The organism is Pseudoalteromonas arabiensis (genome assembly GCF_001550155.1).
GTDB lineage: Bacteria > Pseudomonadota > Gammaproteobacteria > Enterobacterales > Alteromonadaceae > Pseudoalteromonas > Pseudoalteromonas arabiensis.
Map to the genome: position 1 here is coordinate 1 of NZ_LRUF01000005.1, position 25,051 is coordinate 25,051.

At 41.6% G+C, this 25,051-nt stretch carries 24 protein-coding genes and 1 tRNA gene; 20 read left to right on the forward strand and 5 right to left on the reverse strand.

Going from position 1 to position 25,051, the window contains the following annotated elements; genetic code table 11:
• Positions 1-9: 9 nt before the first annotated feature.
• Complete coding sequence (locus tag PAARA_RS00720; protein ID WP_062567086.1) at positions 10-1,338, reverse strand: IS4 family transposase; 1,329 nt, start codon at positions 1,336-1,338, stop codon at positions 10-12.
• A 209-nt stretch (positions 1,339-1,547) separates the two neighbouring features.
• Between PAARA_RS00720 and tsaE the strand changes: the two genes are divergently transcribed.
• The 10 genes from tsaE (at position 1,548) to PAARA_RS00770 (ending at position 12,241) form a co-directional block, all read left to right on the forward strand.
• Positions 1,548-2,018, forward strand: a complete 471-nt coding sequence (gene tsaE / locus PAARA_RS00725; protein WP_062567170.1) for a tRNA (adenosine(37)-N6)-threonylcarbamoyltransferase complex ATPase subunit type 1 TsaE — start codon at positions 1,548-1,550, stop codon at positions 2,016-2,018.
• Between the two features lie 33 nt (positions 2,019-2,051).
• Positions 2,052-3,395 carry an N-acetylmuramoyl-L-alanine amidase gene (locus PAARA_RS00730; protein ID WP_062567171.1) on the forward strand — a complete coding sequence of 448 codons (1,344 nt, stop codon included), beginning with the start codon at positions 2,052-2,054 and terminating at the stop codon, positions 3,393-3,395.
• Between the two features lie 23 nt (positions 3,396-3,418).
• Positions 3,419-5,257: a DNA mismatch repair endonuclease MutL gene (gene mutL, locus PAARA_RS00735; protein ID WP_062567172.1), complete on the forward strand. Its 1,839-nt coding sequence runs from the start codon at positions 3,419-3,421 to the stop codon at positions 5,255-5,257.
• 15 nt (positions 5,258-5,272) lie between these two features.
• Positions 5,273-6,190 carry a tRNA (adenosine(37)-N6)-dimethylallyltransferase MiaA gene (miaA, locus tag PAARA_RS00740; protein ID WP_083515228.1) on the forward strand — a complete coding sequence of 306 codons (918 nt, stop codon included), beginning with the start codon at positions 5,273-5,275 and terminating at the stop codon, positions 6,188-6,190.
• A gap of 80 nt (positions 6,191-6,270) precedes the next feature.
• Positions 6,271-6,534 carry an RNA chaperone Hfq gene (hfq, locus tag PAARA_RS00745; protein WP_062567174.1) on the forward strand — a complete coding sequence of 88 codons (264 nt, stop codon included), beginning with the start codon at positions 6,271-6,273 and terminating at the stop codon, positions 6,532-6,534.
• Between the two features lie 17 nt (positions 6,535-6,551).
• A complete protein-coding gene (hflX, locus tag PAARA_RS00750) occupies positions 6,552-7,841 on the forward strand; it encodes a ribosome rescue GTPase HflX (protein ID WP_062567175.1) in 1,290 nt (429 codons plus the stop codon).
• 91 nt (positions 7,842-7,932) lie between these two features.
• The gene (gene hflK / locus PAARA_RS00755; RefSeq protein WP_062567176.1) at positions 7,933-9,099 is read left to right on the forward strand and encodes an FtsH protease activity modulator HflK; all 1,167 of its coding nucleotides are present in this window, start codon (positions 7,933-7,935) and stop codon (positions 9,097-9,099) included.
• Positions 9,100-9,104: 5 nt separating this feature from the next.
• Positions 9,105-9,983 (forward strand): protease modulator HflC, encoded by an 879-nt coding sequence (gene hflC / locus PAARA_RS00760; RefSeq protein ID WP_062567177.1) that lies wholly within the window; start codon positions 9,105-9,107, stop codon positions 9,981-9,983.
• A 224-nt stretch (positions 9,984-10,207) separates the two neighbouring features.
• On the forward strand, positions 10,208-11,521 hold the full coding sequence (locus PAARA_RS00765; protein WP_062567178.1) for an adenylosuccinate synthase: 1,314 nt from the start codon (positions 10,208-10,210) through the stop codon (positions 11,519-11,521).
• A gap of 111 nt (positions 11,522-11,632) precedes the next feature.
• Entirely contained in the window at positions 11,633-12,241 is a 609-nt protein-coding gene (locus PAARA_RS00770) for a tetratricopeptide repeat protein (RefSeq protein ID WP_062567179.1), read from the forward strand.
• A 42-nt stretch (positions 12,242-12,283) separates the two neighbouring features.
• Here PAARA_RS00770 and PAARA_RS00775 read toward each other — a convergent pair whose 3' ends face one another.
• Positions 12,284-14,143: a cation:proton antiporter gene (locus PAARA_RS00775; protein WP_062567180.1), complete on the reverse strand. Its 1,860-nt coding sequence runs from the start codon at positions 14,141-14,143 to the stop codon at positions 12,284-12,286.
• Between the two features lie 914 nt (positions 14,144-15,057).
• Between PAARA_RS00775 and proB the strand changes: the two genes are divergently transcribed.
• Both proB and PAARA_RS00785 read left to right on the forward strand, forming a co-directional pair.
• The gene (proB, locus tag PAARA_RS00780) at positions 15,058-16,164 is read left to right on the forward strand and encodes a glutamate 5-kinase (protein WP_062567181.1); all 1,107 of its coding nucleotides are present in this window, start codon (positions 15,058-15,060) and stop codon (positions 16,162-16,164) included.
• Positions 16,161-17,408, forward strand: a complete 1,248-nt coding sequence (locus PAARA_RS00785) for a glutamate-5-semialdehyde dehydrogenase (RefSeq protein WP_062567182.1) — start codon at positions 16,161-16,163, stop codon at positions 17,406-17,408. Before proB ends, PAARA_RS00785 begins: the two co-directional genes overlap by 4 nt.
• A gap of 159 nt (positions 17,409-17,567) precedes the next feature.
• On the opposite strand, the gene PAARA_RS00790 is transcribed toward PAARA_RS00785, so the two are convergent.
• Positions 17,568-17,643 (reverse strand) — tRNA-Ala (locus PAARA_RS00790).
• A 166-nt stretch (positions 17,644-17,809) separates the two neighbouring features.
• Here PAARA_RS00790 and PAARA_RS00795 point away from each other — a divergent pair.
• Positions 17,810-18,196, forward strand: coding sequence for a hypothetical protein (locus tag PAARA_RS00795; protein WP_062567183.1), 387 nt, complete (start codon positions 17,810-17,812; stop codon positions 18,194-18,196).
• Positions 18,197-18,697, forward strand: coding sequence for a prolyl-tRNA synthetase associated domain-containing protein (locus tag PAARA_RS00800; RefSeq protein ID WP_062567184.1), 501 nt, complete (start codon positions 18,197-18,199; stop codon positions 18,695-18,697).
• Here PAARA_RS00800 and PAARA_RS00805 read toward each other — a convergent pair.
• A complete protein-coding gene (locus PAARA_RS00805; RefSeq protein WP_062567185.1) occupies positions 18,664-19,800 on the reverse strand; it encodes an MFS transporter in 1,137 nt (378 codons plus the stop codon). The two genes, PAARA_RS00800 and PAARA_RS00805, sit on opposite strands and share 34 nt — an antisense overlap.
• 233 nt (positions 19,801-20,033) lie before the next feature.
• On the opposite strand from PAARA_RS00805, the gene PAARA_RS00810 reads away from it, so the two are divergent.
• The 6 genes from PAARA_RS00810 to PAARA_RS00835 all read left to right on the forward strand — a co-directional run bounded on the left by PAARA_RS00810 (position 20,034) and on the right by PAARA_RS00835 (position 23,992).
• The gene (locus PAARA_RS00810) at positions 20,034-20,573 is read left to right on the forward strand and encodes a DUF2058 domain-containing protein (RefSeq protein WP_062567186.1); all 540 of its coding nucleotides are present in this window, start codon (positions 20,034-20,036) and stop codon (positions 20,571-20,573) included.
• A 125-nt stretch (positions 20,574-20,698) separates the two neighbouring features.
• The gene (locus tag PAARA_RS00815) at positions 20,699-21,022 is read left to right on the forward strand and encodes a c-type cytochrome (RefSeq protein ID WP_062567187.1); all 324 of its coding nucleotides are present in this window, start codon (positions 20,699-20,701) and stop codon (positions 21,020-21,022) included.
• Positions 21,023-21,152: 130 nt separating this feature from the next.
• Positions 21,153-21,920 (forward strand): class II aldolase/adducin family protein, encoded by a 768-nt coding sequence (locus tag PAARA_RS00820; RefSeq protein WP_062567188.1) that lies wholly within the window; start codon positions 21,153-21,155, stop codon positions 21,918-21,920.
• Positions 21,921-21,929: 9 nt separating this feature from the next.
• Positions 21,930-23,105, forward strand: a complete 1,176-nt coding sequence (locus PAARA_RS00825) for a mandelate racemase/muconate lactonizing enzyme family protein (RefSeq protein WP_062567189.1) — start codon at positions 21,930-21,932, stop codon at positions 23,103-23,105.
• 138 nt (positions 23,106-23,243) lie between these two features.
• A complete protein-coding gene (locus PAARA_RS00830) occupies positions 23,244-23,636 on the forward strand; it encodes a hypothetical protein (protein WP_062567190.1) in 393 nt (130 codons plus the stop codon).
• A 23-nt stretch (positions 23,637-23,659) separates the two neighbouring features.
• A complete protein-coding gene (locus tag PAARA_RS00835; RefSeq protein WP_062567191.1) occupies positions 23,660-23,992 on the forward strand; it encodes a hypothetical protein in 333 nt (110 codons plus the stop codon).
• Positions 23,993-24,038: 46 nt separating this feature from the next.
• On the opposite strand, the gene PAARA_RS00840 is transcribed toward PAARA_RS00835, so the two are convergent.
• Positions 24,039-25,001: an FHA domain-containing protein gene (locus PAARA_RS00840; RefSeq protein ID WP_062567192.1), complete on the reverse strand. Its 963-nt coding sequence runs from the start codon at positions 24,999-25,001 to the stop codon at positions 24,039-24,041.
• Positions 25,002-25,051 lie beyond the last annotated feature (50 nt).

Here is a 25,051-nt window from a genome sequence, read left to right on the forward strand (position 1 = left end):
TAATGCCAGTCAGTTAAGCTGACTGGCTTTTTTCTTTGTGGGGTATTTAGTCGGTCTTTTCCTCACAACTCTTGGGTAATACCTATCAGGCCGTTTGTCAGGTAATTTCATCATCCTTAACGATTCCATCAGGTATTCATAGTGAACGGGCAACTTGGTTACTGTTTCCGGTAAAGTGGTTAGGAAGAACACGATGATGTGTCTCATGCAGAGGCCGAAGCTAAGCCGCGATGGGGATAGCTCAGGCATATCTTTAACGGCATCCAGCATAATCATCCGAATCAGGTTGTAGGCCAGTAGTAGTCCCCAGAGCTCCTGTCGTACCATCTCAGGTTTCTTGCTACGAAGTGTTAGCTTGGCCTGATTTAGCGTCTGTTTCATTTCCCTGAACCCTAGCTCTATTTCCCAGCGTTGAACGTACACATCAACAACTTCTTCGTAGGGAAACTGCAATACATCGACCATTGAACTGAGCACATGGTAGCTTTTCCCGTCTACTTTGTAACTGGTTAGCCTCGCGTCGATGGTTTCTGGTAGACCATCAAATTTTTTCCGAGCCTGAGGCGAAGTCTTGAGAGTGATAACAGCATCATGTTCGCTTAGTCGGTGTTTTACTGTGTACTGTAGATCTTTACGGGCAGGGAGCATCCAGTGCGTATTAACGCCTTTAGTCATCCATAAGTACAATAACCCCAGCGAATAATATCCTCTGTCGAAAAGAGTCAGAGAGTTATTGGGAACCGAAGGAATAAGCCGCTGCGCAAGAGACATCTCCCCCACATCCCGACTGTCAAACTCACTGGCCAGTAGAAGGTGGCTGGAGGTTTCCATCAGACTACACATGCGTACCTGTGGATACGGATTATCGCCTTTAGCATTACGGTCACAACCGAATGCAGTAAGGTTCTCACCGGTATCCTGAGCACGAAACATCACGCCATCAACTGCTAACACATTTAAACCACACCACTGTTCAAAGGCAAAATCACCAAAGGCCCGTTGTGCCATCAGCTTAAAGACGTGACCGACAGCTTCATCACCTAGTCGTTGCCGAGCTTGAACTACCGCACTGGGGGCAACAAATCGATTTTTACCTGGTAATGAGATATCAAGTTTATTTGCGATGTCCCAGACAGGGTCATTACGAAAAAGACTCATACCCACGATAGTAAATACGACCGAATCCAGAGGTAACCGGCGACGTCTGATAGTTGCTACGCCCGATAGTGTATAGGCTTGCTGAAGAAGTTCAGGGTCGACAAAAGACATAAGCTTATCGACAGCCTTCAAGTCTTCCGCATGACTAAATGTTTCATCGAGGTTTGTGAGTAAAGACATAAAAAAATCCGATATCAGTTTCTGATATCGGATTTTGAAGCCTTTAAAAGATCGGTCAACCGATCATGAAAATATTCTTAACTGATCGGCATTAGGCAACTTGCCGGTTTTTTTTGTTTCTGACTCATGGTTCGCCTGATTCTCGCCTTAAAAAAATATTCTGGTATGATTAATAAAGTAATGTGTTTCAAGTATTTCATGAGGTAATAATGACCAACAGTGTTGGCTTTGCATTGGCAGATGAAGCCGCAACGGTAAATATGGGCAAGCAACTTGCAAAATTAATGGAGCAAGGAGCTGTGATTTATTTACATGGAGACTTAGGTGCCGGTAAAACCACCTTAACGCGTGGTATTGTGCAAGGTTTTGGTCATCAAGGTAAGGTTAAGAGTCCAACTTATACACTGGTTGAACCATACCAGTTAGATAAAGCTGATATTTATCACTTCGATCTATATCGCTTGGGCGACCCTGAAGAGCTTGAGTATATGGGGATCCGTGACTATTTTTCCCCACACGCTATTTGCGTAGTAGAGTGGCCTGAAAAAGGGGGGGAGTTTATACCCACGCCAGATCTTGATGTTACATTACGTTATGAAGGTGAAGCACGTGCTATTTTAATAAATAGTTTAACAGAGCGTGGTCATTCGATTGTAGAGAAGTTGAAGAGCACGCAATAATAAACAGATAAAAATAAAGGTGTATGAGCAAAAATGGGTCGTTGTACATTTAAACTATTAACTATCTTAATGTTTTTGGTTGTAAGCCAAGTTGCGTTTGCACAAAATACAATTAATAGCGTACGTGTCTGGCCCTCTCCTGACAGCACTCGTGTGGTCTTTGATTTGAACGAGAAGCCTGATTTTAGTTATTTTATGCTAAAAAACCCAGCCCGTTTAGTGGTTGACTTAAAAAATACCAATAAGCTAGATAGCTTGCCTAATATTCCTAAAAAGCATCAGATAGTTTCAAAACTGCGTTACTCAAAGCCAAAAGATAGTAAAAGTGTCCGTTTTGTTTTTGAACTCGCGCGCGCCAGTAAACCGGTTGTGTTTGCTTTATTGCCTACCGAACCATACAAACACCGCTTAGTGGTTGACCTTGTAGATAAAACACCGAATGCAGAACCGATTGCTTCAACTAACACGAGTGTGAAAAAACGAGAGCTTCATCAAGAACGTGATATCGTCATTGCTATTGACGCGGGTCACGGTGGTGAAGACCCAGGTTCAATTGGCCCCTCAGGTACCTATGAAAAAGATATCACGCTACAAATAGCGAAGCGCTTAGAGCGCATGATAGACGCTGAACGAGGAATGATCTCGCGTATGGTGCGCCGCAGTGACTACTTTGTAAATTTAAACACCCGAACCAGCATTGCTCGTAAGAAAAAAGCCGACTTTTTTGTGTCGATCCATGCCGATGCCTTTACTAGCCCGCAACCAAATGGTGCGTCAGTATGGGTGCTTTCACTGCGCCGTGCTAATTCAGAAATTGGTAAATGGATTGAGGATAAAGAGAAACATTCCGAGCTTTTAGGTGGTGCTGCTGGGGTATTAAAAGATACTGCGAGCGAAAAATATTTAGCGCAAGCACTGTTAGATATGTCGATGGATCACTCGATGAAAACAGGCTTTAGTGTTGCACAAGAAGTTGTTAGTGAATTAAAAAAAGTTGCTAAAATGCACAAAAAGCACCCTCAAGCGGCAAGTCTTGCGGTATTGAAATCTCCAGATATTCCGTCTATTTTGGTCGAAACTGGGTTTATTTCGAACCCGCGTGAAGAGCGAATGCTAAAAACAGCACAGCATCAAGAGCGCTTAGCAAAAGCAATTTTCACCTCAATTAAAAATTACTATATGCAAAACCCGCCAGACGACTCGTTATTTGCTAAGTTAAAAGCGCAGTTTCCGACTAAACACAAAGTACGTCCAGGTGAATCATTAAGTATTTTGGCAAGCAGATACAATACCTCCGTTAGTAAGTTAAAAACGGCCAACAACTTAAAATCGAATACCCTGTTTATTGGTCAAGAGCTTGATATTCCGCAAAGCTAATCAATTTTTGCGTTAGGAACACTATGAGTATAGAAATACTACCCGCGCGATTGGCTAACCAAATTGCTGCGGGTGAAGTGGTTGAACGACCAGCCTCGGTTGTTAAAGAGCTAGTCGAAAACAGTTTAGATGCTGGCGCAACGCGCATTCAAATAGACATTGAACGTGGTGGCCACAAGCTTATTCGCATTCGTGATAATGGCTCAGGCATTAATAAAGATGAGCTGACATTAGCCTTGTCACGCCATGCCACGAGTAAACTAAAATCACTTGATGACTTAGAGAACATTTGCTCACTGGGTTTTCGTGGTGAAGCCTTGGCATCTATTAGTTCAGTATCGCGCTTAACTTTGAGCTCAAAGCCAAAACAGCAAGAAGCTGCATGGCAAGCCTTTGCAGAAGGGCGTGATATGGCTGTGCAAATAAAACCAACAGCCCACCCAGATGGCACCACTATTGAAGTTAAAGATTTATTTTTTAACACCCCCGCACGACGCAAATTTCTGCGCACAGAAAAAACAGAGTTTTCACATATTGATGAGCTTATAAAGCGGATTGCATTGAGCCGGTTTGATGTCTCAATTACGTTAACGCATAACGGCAAAGTGGTGCGTCAATACCGTGCAAAGCCTAATCCAGAACAAGCAATTAGCCGTGTTGCACAAGTTGCCGGTAAAATCTTTAGTGAACAAGGTTTGCATATTCAATCTGGTGAAGCAGGGTTAATGCTAAGAGGCTGGGTATTGCCTGTTGGGTCAAGCAATACGACTCAGTATACCTATGTGAATAACCGCATGATGCGCGACAAGCTCATTTTACACGCGATTCGCCAAGCATTTGAAGAAGTCGCAGGCTCAGAAGAACTACCAGGCTTTGTTATCTACATTGATATTGACCCACGTCAGGTCGATGTAAATGTGCATCCAGCCAAGCATGAAGTACGTTTTCATCAAGGGCGTTTAGTGCATGACTTTATTTTGCAGGCAATAAAACAAGTTGTGGTGCCGCTGCAGCATGAAGCTGGTTTTACTGAGCACAATGACACTGCTTTTCAGCAGGCCCCGTTTGAAGAGTTGAGTCTGAGTAGCTCGCAGTTAAGCTATACTGCATCAGCGCCTACAGAGCAGTATGATTATCCTAAATCAGAGTTACAGCCAACACGCTCAGCGAGTTACTCTGGCACAGCAGGGCGTTCGGGAGGGGGGGTTAGTCGCGATAGCCAAGGACGCAGTAAAGCATCACATCAAGATGTGAATGCTTTTTATCAAGGGATCAGTGAGCAACATGCTGCGCATTTTGATCAAGTACGGCCTGAGCCAAGCATTGCTGCACCGGTTGTGGAGCAAACAAAACTTGCCAAACTTATTCACGTACGCGAAGGTGAATGCGTATTTAGTGAAGACAAGCAACTATTTGCTGCGCATTTTAAGCATGCTTTAGCGCTCGACTGGCAAGCGCAAGTAGAGCAAGCTGGCAGTCTTGATGGCAAAGCTTTGTTGTTACCTGTACGAGTAAACACACATGCTGATGATATTAGTGCTTTAAATGCTCAGCAGTCGTGGTTTACCCTGCTAGGTTTTGATTTAGTGATTGAAAAGCAATTTGTGATGGTTAAAAAGCTTCCGCCTTGTATGTATTTACTTGATGTTAGTAATGCCATTGAGCGACTTATCATTGCTTGCAAAACATCGCCAAGTTCATTGGATGAATGGCTAGAATGGTTAACACAGCAAATTCCGACACGTTATTACACAAGCCAAGCCTTTATGGAACAAGTGACTCGGTTAGAAAATAATCCACAAACTATGCAACGTTTACGTCAAAAAGCAGTTAAAATAGAACTATCTCAGTTTTTAAACTAAGCAAGGTATTTAGGCTTGAATAACTTACCCGTCATTTTTTTAATGGGACCAACCGCAGCAGGGAAAACAGACTTAGCAATTTCGCTGTGTGAGCATTTAAACACAGAAATAATCAGTGTAGATTCAGCGCTGGTGTACAAAGATATGAATATTGGTACAGCTAAACCAGATGCTGATGAATTAGTGCGAGCGCCTCATCATCTAATCGATATTATTGATCCTGCAGAAAGTTATTCAGTTGCTGATTTTCGTCGCGATGCGATTGAAAAGATTGATCTATTTCATAAGCAAGGTAAAGTACCTGTATTAGTTGGCGGTACAATGATGTACTTTAAGTCATTGATTGATGGTTTGTCGCCACTACCAGAGGCATCACCCGAAGTGCGGGCTGAACTCGAAAAGGAAGCAAAGCAGTTTGGTTGGCCGCATTTGCACGCAGAGCTCGTTAAAATCGATCCTGAGGCTGCGAGTAAAATAAGTGAAAATGATTCACAACGTATTAATCGTGCGCTCGAAGTTTATCGTATAACTGGCAAAACAATGACAGAGTTACAAAAACAAAAGCAGCCAGCGCTTCCTTATACTTTTCATCAATTTGCTATCGCGCCTGCCGATCGCAGCGTTTTACATCAGCGAATTGAGAAAAGGTTTAAAATAATGCTTGAACAGGGGTTTGAAAATGAAGTTTCATCCCTATATAAACGTAAGGATTTACACCCAGATCTACCTTCGATTCGTTGCGTAGGTTATAGACAAATGTGGGATTACATTGCAGGCGAAATTGACTATGATGAAATGGTCTTTCGTGGTGTTGCTGCCACGCGCCAGCTTGCCAAGCGGCAGTTAACTTGGCTAAGAGGTTGGCCTGATGTTACATGGTTGGCCACGGGTGATGAAGAAAACTTGCAACGTGTAGTAAGTTCGCTAAGCTAGTAGTAGTTGAAAAATTTTTAGCTTTGTTAAATTAGTTCAGCTACTTAATTATAATAACACCTAGAACGAAGGAAAATAACATGGCAAAAGGCCAGTCGTTACAAGACCCATTTTTGAATGCGTTACGTCGTGAGCGCATTCCAGTATCAATCTTTTTGGTTAATGGCATTAAGTTACAGGGTAAAATCCAGTCATTTGACCAATTTGTTATTTTACTTGAAAACACCGTGAATCAAATGGTGTATAAACACGCTATTTCTACCGTAGTTCCAGCGCGTACTGTTAACTTCCAAGGTGCACAAGGAAGCGATGATTCAGAAGAGCAAGAGCCTGGAAATTTTTAAATTTAGGAGCGTAATGCTTGTTTGACCGTTATGAAGCCGGCGAACAGGCAGTTTTAGTTCATATCGACTTACCTAAAGAAGGGGATCGTGAAGATCTTCATGAATTAGAGTTGTTGGTATCTTCTGCTGGTGTTAGTAGTTTGGCGATTGTGCAAGGCAGTCGTCAAGCACCACATCCGAAACTTTTCGTCGGTACCGGAAAAGCAGAAGAAATCGCTGAAACTGTCAAAATCCACAATGCAGATGTCATTATTTTCAACCATCAACTAAGCCCGTCACAGGAACGTAACTTAGAGAGCGTTTGTCAGTGTCGTGTACTTGATCGTACGAGTTTGATCCTTGATATTTTTGCCCAGCGAGCGCGTACTCATGAAGGTAAACTTCAAGTTGAGTTAGCGCAGCTACGTCACATTTCAACACGCTTGATCCGTGGTTGGACTCACCTTGAGCGCCAAAAAGGTGGGATAGGTTTACGTGGTCCAGGTGAGACGCAGCTTGAAACCGATAGACGACTTCTGCGTGCAAGAATTAAGAATATTCGTGCACGATTAGATAAAGTTGCTGTGCAACGTGAACAGGGGCGACGAGCACGTACCCGTAATGAAATACCCACAGTGTCATTAGTTGGTTACACTAACGCAGGTAAATCGACCCTGTTTAATCGAATAACAGACTCAGATGTGTATGCGGCCGACCAATTATTTGCAACACTTGACCCGACATTACGTAAGTTAGACATTGGCGATGTTGGTCCAGTGATCCTCGCGGATACTGTTGGCTTTATTCGTCACTTACCACATGATTTAGTGGCTGCTTTTAAAGCTACATTAACTGAAACCCGGGAAGCCGATTTACAGCTACATGTTATTGACGTAGCAGACCCGCGTCGTAAAGAGAATATTGAGCAGGTGCAGTCAGTTCTAAAAGAAATTGATGCAGATGAAGTGCCGCAATTATTAGTGTATAACAAAATTGATGCGCTAGATGACGTTGCGCCGCGTATAGATAGAAACGATGAAGGCCAGCCAATTAGAGTGTGGTTATCTGCTCGAACGGGTGTGGGTTGTGAGTTACTGTCAGAGGCAATTAATGAGTTGCTAGCAAAGAAAATGCTGGCAGAGTCGCTTAAATTACCTCCACAGCATGGTCGTATTCGCGCTGCATTATTTAACTTAAATGCTGTTCATGAAGAGTGCTTTGATGAACAAGGTAATTGGTTGCTTTCAGTGCGTTTACCGATGGCTGAGTGGAATCGTTTGAAAAAAGAAATGGGACAGGATCTCGATTCTTTTATAGTTGCGAACTAAAAATCGTCAGCATTTGTTAATTTTAGTATGAGAAATGCTGTAGATTTGATAGATTTAACCCAATTCATTTAGATAACAATGGAGTATAGCTATGGCCTGGAATGAACCGGGTAATAATGGCAATGATAAAGATCCGTGGAATAACAAAGGCGGAAAAGATCAAGGCCCACCTGATTTAGACGAGGTACTGCGTAAATTCGGCAACAAGTTTGGCGGTTTATTTGGTGGTAACAAGCCAGGTAAAAACGGCGGCGGACTTGGTGGCGCAGGCATTTCTTTCATATTAATTATTGCCATCATCGTTTGGGCATTAAGCGGTATTTATACAGTTAAAGAAGCTGAGCGCGGTATTGTTTTACAATTTGGTCAGTTTAGTCGCATTGCAGAGCCAGGCTTACGTTGGAAAATGACGTTCATCGAACGTGTCATTCCGGTTGATATTGAAGCGGTACGCTCTTTATCTGCGAAAGGCTTTATGCTGACTGAAGATGAAAACGTCGTAAATGTAGAGTTTGAAGTGCAGTATCGTGTTATCGATCCTCACCTATATAAGTTCAGTGTAACGGATGCTGATCACAGCCTACAACAAGCGCTCGATAGCGCACTTCGCTATGTTATTGGTCATGTGAAAATGGACCAAGTATTAACAACAGGTCGTGAGGTCGTTCGTCAACAAACGTGGGATGAGCTAAACAAAATTATCGAGCCGTATAACCTTGGTATTATTGTTAGCGACGTGAACTTTAAAGATTCACGCCCACCAGGTGAAGTAAAAGATGCCTTTGATGATGCTATTGCTGCACAAGAAGATGAAGAGCGTTTCATCCGTGAAGCAGAAGCTTATGCCCGTGAGATAGAGCCGCGTGCCCGTGGTCAAGTGACACGTATGACACAAGAAGCTGAAGCATATCGCGAGCGTATTACATTAGAAGCGCAAGGTGAGGTAGCACGCTTTGAAAAGCTATTACCAGAGTACCAAGCAGCGAAGGAAGTAACACGTAAACGTTTGTACATTGATGCAATGGAAGAAGTACTGGGTAATAGCTCTAAAGTACTTGTTGATGTGAAAAACGGTAATAACATGATGTATTTACCGCTTGATAAAATAATGGAAAAGCAAGGCACCGCGACCCGTGTTGCACTGCCAAGTTCAAGTGATATCAAAGATTTGCGCAACAAGTTGAATACATCACGCAACAGTACGGTTAACTCGAGTAATGACCGTTTTGCAACTGATCGCTTTAATGAGGGGAGATAAGCAAAATGAAAAATTTTAGTTTAGTAATACTTGCCCTTGCGGTTGTTATGTCTTTTTCATCTATTTTTGTCGTACAAGAAGGTGAAAAGGCGATTGTATTGTTGTTCAGTAAAGTGCAGAAAGACAGTAATGACACGGCAGTAGTTTATGGCCCAGGCTTGAACTTTAAAGTGCCATTTTTCAGTCAAGTACGCCGTTTAGATGCACGTATCCAAACATTAGATGGTGCACCTGATCGTTTTGTAACAAGCGAGAAAAAAGACTTAATTGTTGATTCATACGTGAAATGGCGTATCAACGACTTTAGTGCATTTTACCTACGCGCACGCGGTGATAAGCAATACGCTGAAACACTGCTTAAGCAAAAGGTAAATAATGGTCTACGTACTAATTTTGGTTCTCGTACTATTAAAGAAATTGTTTCAGGTGAGCGTAGTGAGCTTATGGAAGAAGCATTAGTACAAGCTTCAGAAAGTGCGCAAGAGTTAGGTATTGAAGTACTTGATGTACGTGTTAAGCAAATTAACTTACCACAAGAAGTCAGTAGCTCAATCTTCCAACGTATGCGCGCTGAGCGAACTGCGGTGGCGAAAGAGCATCGCTCTGAAGGTCAAGAAAAGGCAGAAACAATTCGTGCTGAGGTTGATCGTCGTGTAACAGTTATGCTGGCAGATGCTGAGCGAAATGCGCGAACTGTTCGCGGTCAAGGCGATGCAGAAGCGGCGGGGATTTATGCTAATGCTTATAATAAAGATGCTGAGTTTTTTAGCTTTGTGCGCAGTCTTGAAGCTTACAAAAAAACCTTTAAAGATAAGCAAGACGTCATGATTATCTCTCCAGATAGTGATTTCTTTAATTACATGAAAGGCGCTAATGCCCAGTAATTAAACACTTAATAATGAAAGCCCTGCACTTTGCAGGGCTTTTTTATTTCAGTCGTGAACTAATTTCTTTGTATTATAAATTTATAACTCCCTGTTCTGGCTGCGGTTGTTTTATTGGCTATGGTGATAAAAAGTCGGCCGCAGAAAAAATAAGCTAAACGGGGTGATCTTTCACCTCGTTTTCTGGTAAAATCTCGTCCTAATTTTTTCTAAGTGAATTTGCAATGGGTAAAAACGTTGTTGTACTAGGCACCCAATGGGGTGACGAAGGTAAGGGTAAGGTAGTTGACCTCCTTACAGACAAAGCATCTTTAGTAGTTCGTTATCAAGGTGGTCATAACGCAGGCCACACTTTGGTAATTAACGGTGAAAAGACGGTTTTACACCTTATTCCATCGGGTGTATTACGTGACAATGTTAAGTGTGTGATTGGTAATGGTGTTGTTTTATCACCAGAAGCGTTGATGAAAGAAATTGGCATGCTAGAAGAGCGTGGCGTGCCTGTGCGTGAGCGTTTATTAATTAGTGAAGCGTGTCCGCTTATTTTACCTTTCCACATTGCATTAGATTTAGCCCGTGAAAAAGCACGTGGCGATAAGCCAATCGGTACTACAGGTCGTGGTATTGGTCCAGCTTATGAAGATAAAGTAGCACGTCGTGGTTTACGTGTTGGCGACTTATTCAATCCTGAATTATTCGCGAGCAAATTAAAAGAAGTATTGGAATACCATAACTTCACACTAGAGCATTACTACAAAGTAGAGCCGGTTGATTTCCAGAAGACATTTGATGATGCAATGGCTATTGCTGATATCTTAAAAGCGATGGTTGTTGATGTGACTGAGCTACTTGATCAAACGCGTTTAGCGGGCGACAACATCTTATTTGAAGGTGCGCAAGGTACATTGCTTGATATCGACCATGGTACTTATCCGTACGTAACATCATCAAACACAACCGCAGGTGGTGTAGCAACAGGTGCTGGTTTTGGTCCATTACACCTTGATTACGTACTAGGTATTATCAAAGCTTACACAACACGTGTAGGTTCAGGTCCTTTCCCAACAGAGCTTTACGATGGTCTTGATAAGCAAGACCCTGTAGGTAAGCATTTAGGTGAGAAAGGTCATGAATTCGGTGCAACGACAGGTCGTTTACGCCGTACTGGTTGGTTAGATGCAGTGGCGATGCGCCGTGCAGTTCAAATCAACAGCATCTCAGGTTTCTGTTTAACTAAATTAGACGTTTTAGACGGTTTAGAAACATTAAAAATCTGTACTGGTTATCAGTTAGAAGATGGCACAGTAACGAACGTGACGCCATTAGCTGCTGAAGGTTACGAGAAAGTAACGCCAGTATACGAAGAGATGCCAGGCTGGTCAGAAAACACAGTAGGTGTAACCTCAGTTGATCAGTTGCCTAAAGCGGCACTTGATTACATCAAACGTATCGAAGAAATCACGGGTGTTCCAGTTGATATCATCTCAACAGGTCCTGATCGTGTAGAGACCATGGTATTACGCAACCCGTTTGCATAATTGCCATAGTGACTAAAAAAGCTGCTTCGGCAGCTTTTTTTGTGCCTAAAATTCACTCTGGAATGATAATTGTATATTATTTGCTAAGACTGACTTTTTTAAGTGATTTTGATGCGTGTTTTATTGCCTTTAACATTACTCTTTTCCAGCCTGAGCATGGCTGAAGAGCCCATTGCAGCAGTACCTCTGTACACAGAAAGCGAGTTAATTGGCTTGATCAATAAAAATGCACACCTAGCACGTGTAAAGGCAGATGATTGCCAGTTAGTACAAGATATCGAAGCGCGAGCCAATAAAATGGCGCTACCATCGTATCAGTTCCTGTATGGCGATATGCTGGCATATGCAGTCTGTGTTGATCGTAACGTAGAGTTGGGGGTGTATTATATGCGTCAAGCTGCTGAGCAAGGGTTAGCAGCAGCACTAGAACAACTTGGCCGCTATTATGATATCGGGCGGTTGGTTCAGCAAGATAAAGCGATGGCCGTGACCTATTTGCGCGAAGCATCTGCACAAGGTAACTTAAAAGCGCAAATGCGCTTAGTTAGGCTATTCAACCAAGGGTATGGTAGCCCAAGAGACTATGAGGATGCTTATCGCTGGTTGTTTCACTCTATGGTAGCAGATAAAGCGCAGCATAAAAAAGTTGAGCAATTATTAGCAAAACTAGCGCAAAAAATGCCTGATAGTGTGGTTCGGCGCGCACGTTTACCTATGTAATTTAAACCGTTAAAAATAAGGCCAGCATGTGCTGGCCTGTGATCATTTATCTTCTTTTTTATCTTTATTTTTGTTCTGGTTAGGGTCTTTAAGAACCGATAACTTGGGTGGTTGTAAAGCAACGATGCGCTCACCTACTTGCGGTGTTTTCTCCATATTTGTCGTAAATGGTCTAATACGAACAGGAGAGTCGTCATCATCATCTTTTTCACCGTTTAAAATAAATAACGGAATAGCTTCACTATTAACTTCTTTATATTGCTCCCAGCTAAACTCATCCGAAATGCGTGTAGCACTCACTTTACCACCTTTGGCTATTAGACTGCTTAAACGTGCATATGCGCCATTGTCACCAAATAGAATCTGACGAGACAAAAATGTTGCGCTATCTTTGTTTGCTTTAGCGTGGTTAGTTGAAGAACGAAGAGAATACACATCCTTTTCATTTAGCAAATGCGAGAAATACTGCACACCCAATGCATTATGGTGACGATTAGGTGAAAGTGCTAAAACACTACGAATTGTTGTTAAAGGTAAATAACGCTCGGCATGTTCAGACTGTGGATTACCATAATAACAAGGCAGGCCATCCATACGTGCCATTTTGCAGTTCTCCCATGCTGGATCAGAAAGATGTACAGGAATATTCTGCTCTTTTAGTCCACAGGCTATTGCACGTGCAACATGGTTTGCACCAATGATTAAAATAGTATTTGGCGCAGGCTGGCGCACTTTTAATAGTTTAGCCAGTGGTGTAGCTGTCAGACTTTGTAGTACAACCGTGACGATGATTACCGTGAAAATCAGCGGCACGATTTTCTCTGCGTCCGCGATACCTGCTTCAACCATGCTCAGTGCAAACACTGAGCCCACAGCGGCTGCGACGATACCTCTTGGTGCGATCCAAGAGAGTACCAAACGGGACTTTATTGGCAGATCTGAGCCGATAGTTGAAATAGCGATGCATGCAGGGCGCGCGATAAAGAGCACGATGGCTAAGAAAATAAACACATCACTGTGTAACATCATTAAGTCTGAAAGCTGTAAGCGTGCGGCAAGTAAGATAAACAAGGATGATATCAAGATCATCGACAAGTCTTCTTTAAACTCAAGTACTGAGTCTATTTCCAAGTCATCTTGATTGGCTAGCCAAATACCGAATACAGTCACAGCCAGTAATCCAGATTCATGGCTCAGATGATTTGATACTGTAAAGCTAATCAATACCAATGCTAAAATACCAAATTTGTGTAACTCAAAAGGCAACCACTCGCGACGAATGAGTAAGGTGGTTAGCCAGCCCGCGGCGACACCAATTGTTAAGCCAACCCCTAAGGTTTTAAACAAGGCAATAATTGTATGGCTTAATACTTCTCCTTGCCCAACAAGCATAACGGCTTCAAAGACGAGCACTGCAAATAAGGCTCCGATGGGGTCAATAACAATACCTTCCCACCTGAGGATGCGGTCTATATCTTGGTTAGGGCGCATTGAATTAAGTAAAGGTGCGATAACTGTTGGTCCTGTAACCACAAGCACAGCCCCTAGTACTGCGGCAACTCGCCAATTAAGTTCTAAGATCCAATAGGCACTTAAACTGATAATAATGCAGGTGGTTATCATGCCGATGGAGCAGAGATTTCGGACAACTTTTCCTATCCCTTTAAGTTCTTTAAAGTGTAATGTCAGCGAGCCTTCAAAGAGTATAACTGCAACACTTAACGAAACCACGGGGAATAGTAAGTCGCCTAAAAGGGCATCGGGTTCAAGCACGCCACTGAAAGGGCCAAGTAATAAACCCGTTAGAAGTAAAAATAAAATAGCCGGTACACGAAACGCCCATGCTACCCACTGTGCTATTACAGAACACAAGGCGATCCCTGCTATATAAATTGCTGACATAAAATGAATTATCCTTTTAGCTTTAGCACCAACATCATAGATAATTGCTATTGATGACGATAAATTGTCGCTGACTTACAAATAAAACTGCCTACTTATTAAAGCTTACTCACCGTCATAGACACAAGAAAACTTATTGCTCTAAATACGATTTTAGTCGTTATTAATACTTTTTGGGTTGTTATTGAAAACAAAACGGCCATAAGCTGATGAAAAATTATTAATATCGAAATGTATTCATTTAACTATTTGTTAAGTATGAACTATTTTCTAGGTTTATGGTAAGTATAAAATTAGTGATTAATATCTACTCTTGATCTTTCACCTCTTTATATCGTATTATAATTCGTGTTCAAACAATTTGATATCTAAATGATTAACTTTGTTTTTCTTTAGTAATTAGAGGATAAGCCCTAATAAATCAGTTGTTTGCTTTATATATTGTGTTTTATACACTTTGTTTTCTAATTAAATAGAAATGAGCTAATGATTGTTCAGTGCGTATTTATTACGAGTTGAATACAATAAAAGTTCATTATCTTATCAATGTTTAGCTCCCATCGTGGCGGCTAAATCTCGGTCATACAATCTACGCCCTATCTGTCGGTGTACCAGATTGTATAGGCTCTATGTATGTTGTTATTAATAAAAGCCGCACACAGCTTTTTACAGCGATACATAAACAACACTTATCTTTTTTTATCAGCTTATGGTTTATAACCGTTTGGTCTACTGACTGAATAAAAGTTGTGCTATACCTAAACGCAGTCCATGCGCGGACTAGTTGCGTGTGCAGATAAGTGTCTGTGACAAAGTGAGAATACTCAGCACGTTTAGTTGTTCTAAACGTGAGTCTTTTAATCAGCGGCTTTAATGACGCTGAACAGATAGTAAAATGGAAAAGTTGAACAGTTATGCAAAAGTTTAAATGGCGACGTATTGTACTTAAAGTTGGTAGCGCATTGATCGCACCGGAACAAGATGGGTGTCGTTCACGTTATTTATTGACCATTGCGCAGTTCATCGTTCGCTGTCGAGCACGAGGTATCGAAGTGATTTTAGTATCATCTGGTTCGGTGGCAGCGGGTTCGCATTTATTTCCTGAGCAAGAAACTCGCTCGGTAACGATGAAAAAGGCAATGGCAGCTGCCGGCCAAACAGAAATGATGGCTATGTGGGATCGTTTTTTTGATTTCCCTTCCGCACAAATATTATTAACACACGGTGATTTACGAGACCGTGAGCGCTATACCAGCATTCGTGAAACGGTGTTCACTTTACTAGAGCACGGTGTACTACCTATCATCAATGAAAATGATACGGTCACCACGGATGACTTGAAAGTAGGTGATAATGATAACCTATCAGCGATGGTTGCTGCAGCAGCAGACGCAGATGCGCTGATGATTTTTTCGGATGTTGATGGTCTTTATGATAAAAACCCGAACTTGCATGATGATGCCGTATTGTTACCTGAAATAGAGAGCATCGATGAGTCAATCTACGCAATGGCAGGGTGTGCAACCAGCGCGGTTGGTACCGGTGGTATGAAAACTAAGATTGAAGCGGCAGAAAAGGCGACATCGCATGGTATTACAACCTTTATTCTAAATGGTTTCAAAGAAGAAACCTTCAATCGCCTACTTGAAGGTGACAACCCAGGCACTATTTTTATGCCTTATGAAAAACCAATGCAAGAAGCGGTGCATTGGATGACACACACCGCGAATGAGCAAGGTGAGGTTGTCGTAGAAGGCTCGTTTGATGAGTCTGCTCATCATGAAGATGGGTGTATTCGTAGCGATGAAATTGTTGCGGTACACGGAGAATTTGGCGTAGGCGATACTATTTTAGTCCGCAGTGACGATGGTACACGTCTAGCAAAAGCAACAGCGAATTACAGTAGCTGTTTATTGAATTTTATTGCTGACAACGAGCAAAGTGAATTTAGCGAAAAAATGCAAGATTCAATCGGCCCAGTTGTTTCAGAAAAAGATATCGCATTATTGGAGAAGTCATGAGTTTAATTACGGATATTTCTAGTCAAGCTGCAAAAGCTGCAACCCAGCTAGCTCTGCTTGATACTGCCACTAAGAATCAAGTGTTATCTGAGATGGCGCAGGCATTACGTGAAAGTAAGGCCTTCATCATCAAAGAAAACGAAAGCGATTTAGCGGCAGCACGTGATAATAACCTTGCTGCGGCGATGATTGATCGTTTGACCCTAAATGATGAGCGCATTGAAGCAATGGCTGAAGGCATCGAAGTGATTGTCAGCCTTGATGATCCGGTTGGTCAATTACGCGACATTTCAGAGCGTCCGAATGGTATTAAGATTAGCAAGATGCGCGTGCCACTTGGTGTTGTATGTATGATTTATGAAGCACGTCCAAATGTGACGGCTGATGCAGGTGCTTTGTGCTTTAAATCGGGTAATGGGGTAATTTTACGTGGTGGTAAAGAAGCACTGCGTAGTTCGCAAGCCATTGCCAGCGTAATGCATAAAGTACTTGAGAAGCATGGTTTACCAGCTGCCTTAATCTCAGTGATCCCTGATCCTGATCGTGGCTTATTAATGGAGTTAATGCAGCAACGTGACACAATTGATTTAATCATCCCACGAGGTGGCGAAGGTCTAATTAATTTTGTAACTGAAAACAGTACCATCCCTGTTATTCAACACTTTAAAGGTGTGTGTCACCTTTATGTTGATAAAGAGGCTGATCTGAATGTCGCCATTAACTTGCTGTTAAATGGTAAAACTCAGCGCACTGGTGTGTGTAACGCATTAGAAGGCCTAGTAGTACATCAAGATATTGCCGATGAATTTTTAAACCTGTGTGCAGTTGTGCTTCGTCAAGAAGGCGTGAAAGTAAATGCAGATGCAAAAGCGGCTGAATATTTTGACAACGCGACTGTGCTTGCTGATGATGAGTTTGGCGAAGAGTACCTAGACTTAGAAATCGCCATTAAGGTTGTGCCAGATTTTGCTGGAGCGATCGATCATATTGCTCAATTTGGCTCAAACCACACAGAAGTCATTTGTACTAAGGATCAAGCAGCAGCAGAGTTATTCCAGCGCAGTGTTGATGCGTCTGTTGTGATGGTTAACGCGTCATCACGTTTTTCTGATGGTTCACAGTTAGGCTTAGGTGCTGAAATTGGTATTGCGACCACTAAGCTACATGCTTATGGACCTATGGGTCTAGAATCGCTTACAACTGAAAAATACTTAGTGAATGGCGAAGGCCAAATTCGTGAATAATCGCTAAGAAGTAACTACGTTTAAAAGCCGGGCTTTGCTCGGTTTTTTTGTGTCTGATATAAAACGAAGAGGATAGTAAGACTAATTAAATAGCTTAAATTTAGAGTATGATACTGTCAGTTGATAATTCGGCAGATTGCCTAAAGAAGAGTAGGAAAGTGGTGGAGCTAAGCAGGATCGAACTGCTGACCTCCTGCGTGCAAGGCAGGCGCTCTCCCAGCTGAGCTATAGCCCCACATTCCTAAAATACAGGATGCTTAAGTCTTGCGTCTCAAGCGGGGTGAACTTTAATTATTTTTGTTTATTTGGTCAAGTGTTTTTTAAAAAATCATCGAATTTTTACCTAAGTCTTTTATTTTTGATAGACTAATGAGCATATACTGTTCAAGGCTTATCCAATAATGAAAAAAATAGCATGGCTTTTGGTTATTCTACTAACGGCTTGCGCCAGTCAAGACGACGCGCCTCCTTTCGAAATTAATAACAAACAGTTTTACGGCAAAAATGATGAACAAGGCAGCAAAATTTTTGCATACGTCGTGTCGGTGAAAGCACAAGGCAGGAAGCCACTAAACCTTGATAAGCCATTAACGCGTAGACAGTTTAAAGATTTTGCCGAGCAAGAGTACTTTGAAGAATCGAGCAGCTTAAAACTGATGCTTGAAGATCAAGCCGTTGAATTATTAAACCAAGAACTTAAGGCACGACAGTATTGCAACGATGAGCATATTATTGATGATGTGCTTTGGCGTGACTTAAGTGTACAACTACGAGGACGTTGTTTGTAAATGTATGCAGAAAAAACCAAGCTTGCCGCTGCATTAGCTCAGTTAGATATTAACTTTGATGTGATTGAGCACCCACCATTACATGGCAGTTTAGATGCCGACAAATTCATGGTTAATAGACCTGGCACGCGATTAAAGAATCTATTTTTGCGTGATAATGAAGGTAAACGCCATTTTTTAGTGATCACAGCGCATGACAAACAATTAGATTTAAAAGCAATAGCACAGATGCAGGGGCTTTCTCGTTTGGGCTTTGCATCTGATGAGCGATTAGCGCGTTATTTAAAAGTGCCGCCTGGTTGTGTGTCTATGTTGGCACTTTTAAACGATAAACAAAATAATGTCACACTGTGGCTCGATCAAGAAGTGTGGTTTAACGAACTATTTCATTGCCATCCGTTTGAAAATACCGCGACATGGCTAATGAAAAAAGATGATTTAGAATTATTTTTCGAAAGCACTGGGCATCAACCCCGAATTGTTTTCTTACCTGCTAAATAAACTAAGCTTAAACCTACCAAGCAAACTAAAAGTAGCACGGTCATAAAGGCAACTTGGCCGTGTTGCTGATATACCAGACCCGGCAGCAAAGAGCCTAAAGCGCCTCCACTATAATAAAAAGACACATATCCACCATTTGTTACACTGGCAGGGGCACTGCTAATTTTATTAACCAAGGGTGCTGCACTTGAGTGAATAACAAACATCGCACCACAAAAGCCAGTAAAGGCAATAAAGAATAATAACAATTGTTGGCTCATTAATAGCACCATCGTCAGGCTATAGAATACAAATACCCAAGTTAGTAAACGCCAAGGTGTTAATGATTTACGTAATAGCCAAGGTGTCGCTATAGATGCTAGTGCACCAAGCAAATAACCGCTATAAACAAGGCCAATATCTCGAGTATTCGTAATAGCAAAACTGTCTTGCAGTATAAAGGGTAGGTAGTTTAGTAGTGCCGCAAAGCAAAAAAACATACAAAAAACCGCCCCGTAGAGCTTTAATACCAACGGATCTTTTAATTGTTTTAGATACAATAGCGGCGATTTAGCTGCATGAATGTTCGCACCTTTGCTTGCTTTAGGAATGGCGATTGCAAATATGATTAATCCTAACGCAATCACATAGTAAAAACTTTGCCAGCTTAAAAAGTCAGTAAATAAAGCGGCAAGCATACGACCAAAGTAACCACCGACAATCGTGCTGCCAATGTAGAGCGTCATATTACGCTGTAGCTCATCGGCTTGATAAGTTACACCAATGTAGCTTGTCATGGCGGTGAGTGCTGCAGGTAGAGTAATGCCTTGAATAAAACGTACTAATAGTAGTAGCTTAAAGCTTGGCACGTAGGTAAATGCAATGCAGCTTATGGCCAGAATAAACATGGCAAACTTTAAGATTGTTAAAGGGTTTCGTTTAGCTAAAAACAAGCCATACACTAAAGGTGCAATGGCTAACGGCAGCATAGTCGCAGTCATTAAACTGCCAGCAGCGGCAGGTGATACAGAAAAATGGCTGGCAAATAATCCGAGTAAGGGTTGTGGGGCGTATAAAACAAAGAAAATAAATACAGAGCAAAGTAACAAATGTCGCAGCTGCATTTTTAGCTCCCTAAAGATAAAGCACAAGCTTATCGGGTATCACTTTTTTTACAAGTTAAAAGGCGATTAAAATAATAAATATTGCGTTAAATCAATATGTCATGATTTCATCGCGTGTTAATCTCAGGGCGTTAAAATAGATATCATGGAATCAAGTTGAGTCAATACTGTTATTTGTTTGCATAGCTGATTAAAATAGCCTTAATTAGGCATTTTATTATTGGAATTTCGTTATGGGTTCATTACAAGATCAATTACTTAAGGCAGGGCTTACTACGTCGCACAAAGCTAAGGTAGCTAAAACTGAAAAGCGCAAACAGCAAAAGAAAAAAAAGAAAGGCGCAACGAGTAACCCCAGCGATTTACAAAAGCACATTGAGCAAACCAAGCTTGAACAGCAGAAAAAAGCAGATGAGTTAAATAAAGCGCGTTTAGAAGAGCAGAAGCAGCGTGAGCAAGTTGCACGTGTTAAACAAATTTTAGAGCACCACAACCAAGATGAAATCCGTGGTGATCGTACTTTCAACTTTACGTACCAAAACAAAGTGAAAGAGTTGGACGTAAATGAAAAAACACAAAAAGCCCTTGCTGGTGGTCGCCTCGCGATTTGTGTTTTAGAAGGTCAGTTTTTTGTACTGGAAGATGAACCAGCACGAAAAGTCGCTGAAGTCAGCGAAGAATATATAGTGTTCCATGTTGAACCAGAAGATAAGCAAAAGGATGAAGATGATCCTTATGCTGATTTCGAAGTACCTGATGATTTAATCTGGTAAATACAGTTACTGTATAGGGTGTTTAAGTTGCGGTAACAATTATGTGTTTTTTCGGGTGCAATATTCCTAAATCATGGTCTACACTAAAGAAAATGTTTTCTAACCCATCACTAAGAGAAGATACAATGAGCAAGATAACTAAAATACTATGTGGGGCAAGCTTAGCAATGGCAGCTAGCTTATCGTTTAACTCAATGGCCGCTGACGGTGCTACGCTTTACACAGCAAAACTTTGCCAAACTTGCCATGGTGCAGAAGGTAAAGCACCAATTATGCCGCAATACCCTAAACTAAATGGCCAAAATAAAGAGTATTTACTTGCGCAAATGAAAGACATCAAGTCTGGTGCGCGTAGTAATGGTATGGCTGCAGCGATGAAAGCAATGGTTGCAAATGTATCTGAAGAAGAAATGTCAGCAATCGCAGACTACTTATCGCAAGTTAAATAATCTTCGTTTTTAAGTTATTAAAGGCCACATCAACTGATGTGGCCTTTTTGTATCAGCTATTGATTATCACCAAATAGTTATTTAGACTTCTATACATCTATTTGTGCGTGTCACATTAACAAGGTTTTCCATGTTTGATTTACCAAAACTCGATTTAAAAAATAAAGTATCAGAGCAGGAATGGCAGCTACGTGTCGATTTAGCGGCATGTTACCGCTTGGTGGAACACTTTCGTTGGGGTGATCTCATTTACACTCACCTTTCGGCACGTTTACCAGGTACAGATCATTACTTAGTCAATGCTTTTGGTTTAAGTTTTGATGAAGTGACAGCATCCAATCTTGTTAAGGTTGATTTAGCCGGTAATATTCTTGATGATACGCCGTTTAAGATTAACCCAGCAGGTTTTACCATCCACAGCGCTATTCACGAAGTACGTGATGATGCTCACTGCGTTATTCATCTACACACAAAAGAGACCATTGCTGTGGCAACCCAAGAAAAAGGCCTGTTGCCACTAAGTCAGTATTCAATGTTTTCATTACCATCATTGTCTTATCATGGCTACGAAGGCTTAGCGGTAAACAGTGACGAGAAAAAGCGCTTGCAAGATGATTTAGGCACCACCAATCACATGCTATTGGTGAACCACGGCGGCTTAACTGTTGGCCCAACAGTCGGTGATGCGTTTATGCGTTTTTATGATTTACAGCGTGCCTGCGAAATTCAATTGGCGATTCAAGCCAGTGGTCAAGCGGCAATTCCAGTACCACAACCTATTATCGATAATATTTATAATCAAGCGAATGTCGTGCACAGCGGCAGCACCGGTGGGCAGCTAGCCTGGCCGGCAATGCTGCGAAAAGCTTATCGTCTTGATCCTCGTTTTGCTCAGTAAGGAGTAACCATGAAAGTTAATCGCGTCGAAGTGTTCGATATTCATTGTCCAGACAGACCTGCTTGGACACCTGTTTTTGTGCGTATTCACACCGATGAAGGTATTAGCGGTGTGGGTGAAGCGGGTCTGGCTTATGATTTAGGTCATAGTGCCGCTGCGGCAATGATCAAAGAAATGGCCGATGCCTTTTTAATTGGTCATGACCCATTTCAAACAGAAAAACTATGGTCACGAATGCTACGCGAAAGCTTTTGGGGTTTAGGTGGTGGGCCTGTTGTGTATGCAGCAATGAGTGCCATTGATACCGCACTTTGGGATATTAAGGGTAAAGCGCTTGGTTTACCTGTTTACCAGTTACTAGGTGGTAAAGTTAACGACAAACTGCGTACTTACGCTTCACAACTGCAATTTGACTGGGATAGTGAATTCAAAGCACTTGTTCACCCACAGGAATACGCAGAAGCAGCACTAAAAGCCATGGCTGAAGGGTATGATGCGGTAAAAGTTGACCCAATCCAGTACGATAAAAACGGCAATACTTATTACGATCGCACTAACATTATTTCTCGCGCAGAAATGAAGCTATATCGCGCGCGTATGCAAGCTATTCGTGAAGCGGTAGGTGATGAAGTTGACATTATTTTTGAGTGTCACAGCTTACCTGGCGCAACATCAGCAATTCAAATTGGTGAAATTGCTGAAGAGTTCGATTGTATGTATTACGAAGAGCCAGTGAACTACTTAAATCATTCATTACATGCAAAAGTTGCTGATAAAGTAGCGGTGCCAATTGCAGGTGGTGAACGTTTGTATAACCGCTGGGGTGTGCGCCCTTACTTAGAAGATCAAAGTATTGATGTATTACAGCCAGACTTAGGCCTGTGTGGTGGTTTTACTGAAACTAAAAAAGTGTGTGATTATGCAGATATCTTCGATGTGCGTATTCAAGCTCACGTGTGTGGCGGCCCAGTAGCAACAGCTGCTTCGTTACACCTAGAAACCGCTATTCCTAACTTTTTAATTCACGAACATCACACCTATGCGATTAAAAAGTGGAACCGTGAGCTATGTATTCAAGATCCACAACCTAAAAATGGTTTCTTCCAAGTATCAGAAGAGCCAGGGATCGGTATTGAGCTAAATGATGAAGTTGTTATGCGCTCACAGCGTGTTGAGATAAAGTAAAAGCGTTTAGGTAATGCCCCGTTAATCGGGGTATTACCTGTGCTGTGTAATAATCTGTTATGGATTATTTCTCCCTAGTATCTAGATTGAGAAAGGAAGAGTGACTTCCTATCAATTTAGATTACAAAGGAGACAGTAATGAAATTAATTAATTCGGTTATCTATTGCAGCTTTATCAGTTGCCTATTTATTTCTGCGACTCAGGCGGCTGCAGACCCAAAATGTGATGTAACAGCACAATCTTTTGCTCATATTCAACAAAGGCATTGCACTTTTGGTGTACAAGCCAGTCAATTTTTGCCTCAGTACTGTGCAACAATACAAGATGCGCAAAAATTTTGCGAACAAGTGCAAAATGCAACTAATAAATCACGAACAGTACAGCCTGATGCTCGTATTAGGTATGATGCTAACTTAGGGATAGTTGTTGGTACTCAACAAGAGAAGTGCGCCCGCTTGATAATTAAGCCAAATGGAGAGGTTGTTACTCAGTTCCCTGAATTAAATGGTGCACCAGGAAACTGTTCTTAATGTCAATTTGGGAATAGATACTTATGAGAAAGGTCGTTCTATCATCTACAAAATTAAGTCTCGATGAGCCTGAATTTCAATGTTCTTTGACAGATGAACTTTGGCATGATGGTTATGAGTATATAATGACGTTAGATGATGCTCCTGTACTACAGCGGTTTTGGAAGCATCAATATGGCGTAGAGGCCGAAAATCCGATACGAGTAAGTATGCTTAACCAGCTTACAGAAGAGCTTGATAAGTGTATTGCTTGTTACCCTACGGAAGAGTCGCTTGTGGCATTTAGCCTTGAATTTAAGTCATTGATAAATAAAGCTGTAAGCTACAACTGTTCGCTACAAATAATAGCGCAGTAATCGACCAATGAATGGCTGTAGCTCTGCTCGTTGCCACAGCCATTTCTTAATTTGTAGGCTCTGTTGATTCGCAATTCGGCCCCTTTACAATTGTAAAACACTTCCCTCCAAAACGAACCTTACCTCGTTTACGTTCAATCAAAACATCAGCAGAGAGTGTATTATTGAAAGATTCCATAAACTGTTTTCGCGCACGGTGGATCTGAATATTGACATGGCATTCATTAATACCAAGATCGCGTGCTAATTTCTTAACTTGTACCCAGCCCTGTACATCTTTCTCAAATTTATTTTTAATATCGGCCAGTTTATTGCGAGCCAGCAGCACGGTGAGGTAGTGATGAGAGCGAACATCTAGGTCAATTAATGTGTTGTGTTGTCTTATTTTGAGTTCGGTTTGCTCTTCATCTAGGCTCAAATTGAATATAAATTGAAGGTCATTAATAGGTGTGGGGCTTAAATTCAGTGTATTTTCTTGTGATGTCATTTCAGCTTGAAAAAACTGCCACAGCTGCTCTCCTATTGTTATTTGATGACCATCTTCTAAAGTAACTAATTGGTGAGTTTCTGTGTTTTCGTAGCACCAAGAGAGCCTATCAGGATCGTAAAAAATAACGGCTGTTGGATGTTGGCTATCGGGTAAAAAATGATAACGTTCAAGCAAAATACAATGTGTATTTGTGCCATTGATAGGTAGTAAAAGATCTCTGGGTGGATCGATAGAAGTTAATTGGTAATCTAAGTTATTTATTTCTGAAAAGCTTAGGCGATCATTTAGGGCTAATGGGGAGTTGATTTGTTTATCAAGCCGTTTCCCGTTTAGCCAAATACCATTTTTGCTTAGATCACGAATATACCAGTGTGGTTCGACCCATTCTATTACAGCATGAATACGTGTCACTTCTGGGTAGTTTAATAATGTGTCAACAGAGTGGGCTAGTCGACCAAAACGATGAAAGTCGCGCAGATAAAAGCTCACATCTGAGTTTAAACTAGCCAGTATAGCCATATAGCTCTCTTTTAGTCCTTGAATAAAAATATAACTCTATCATAGTGTGT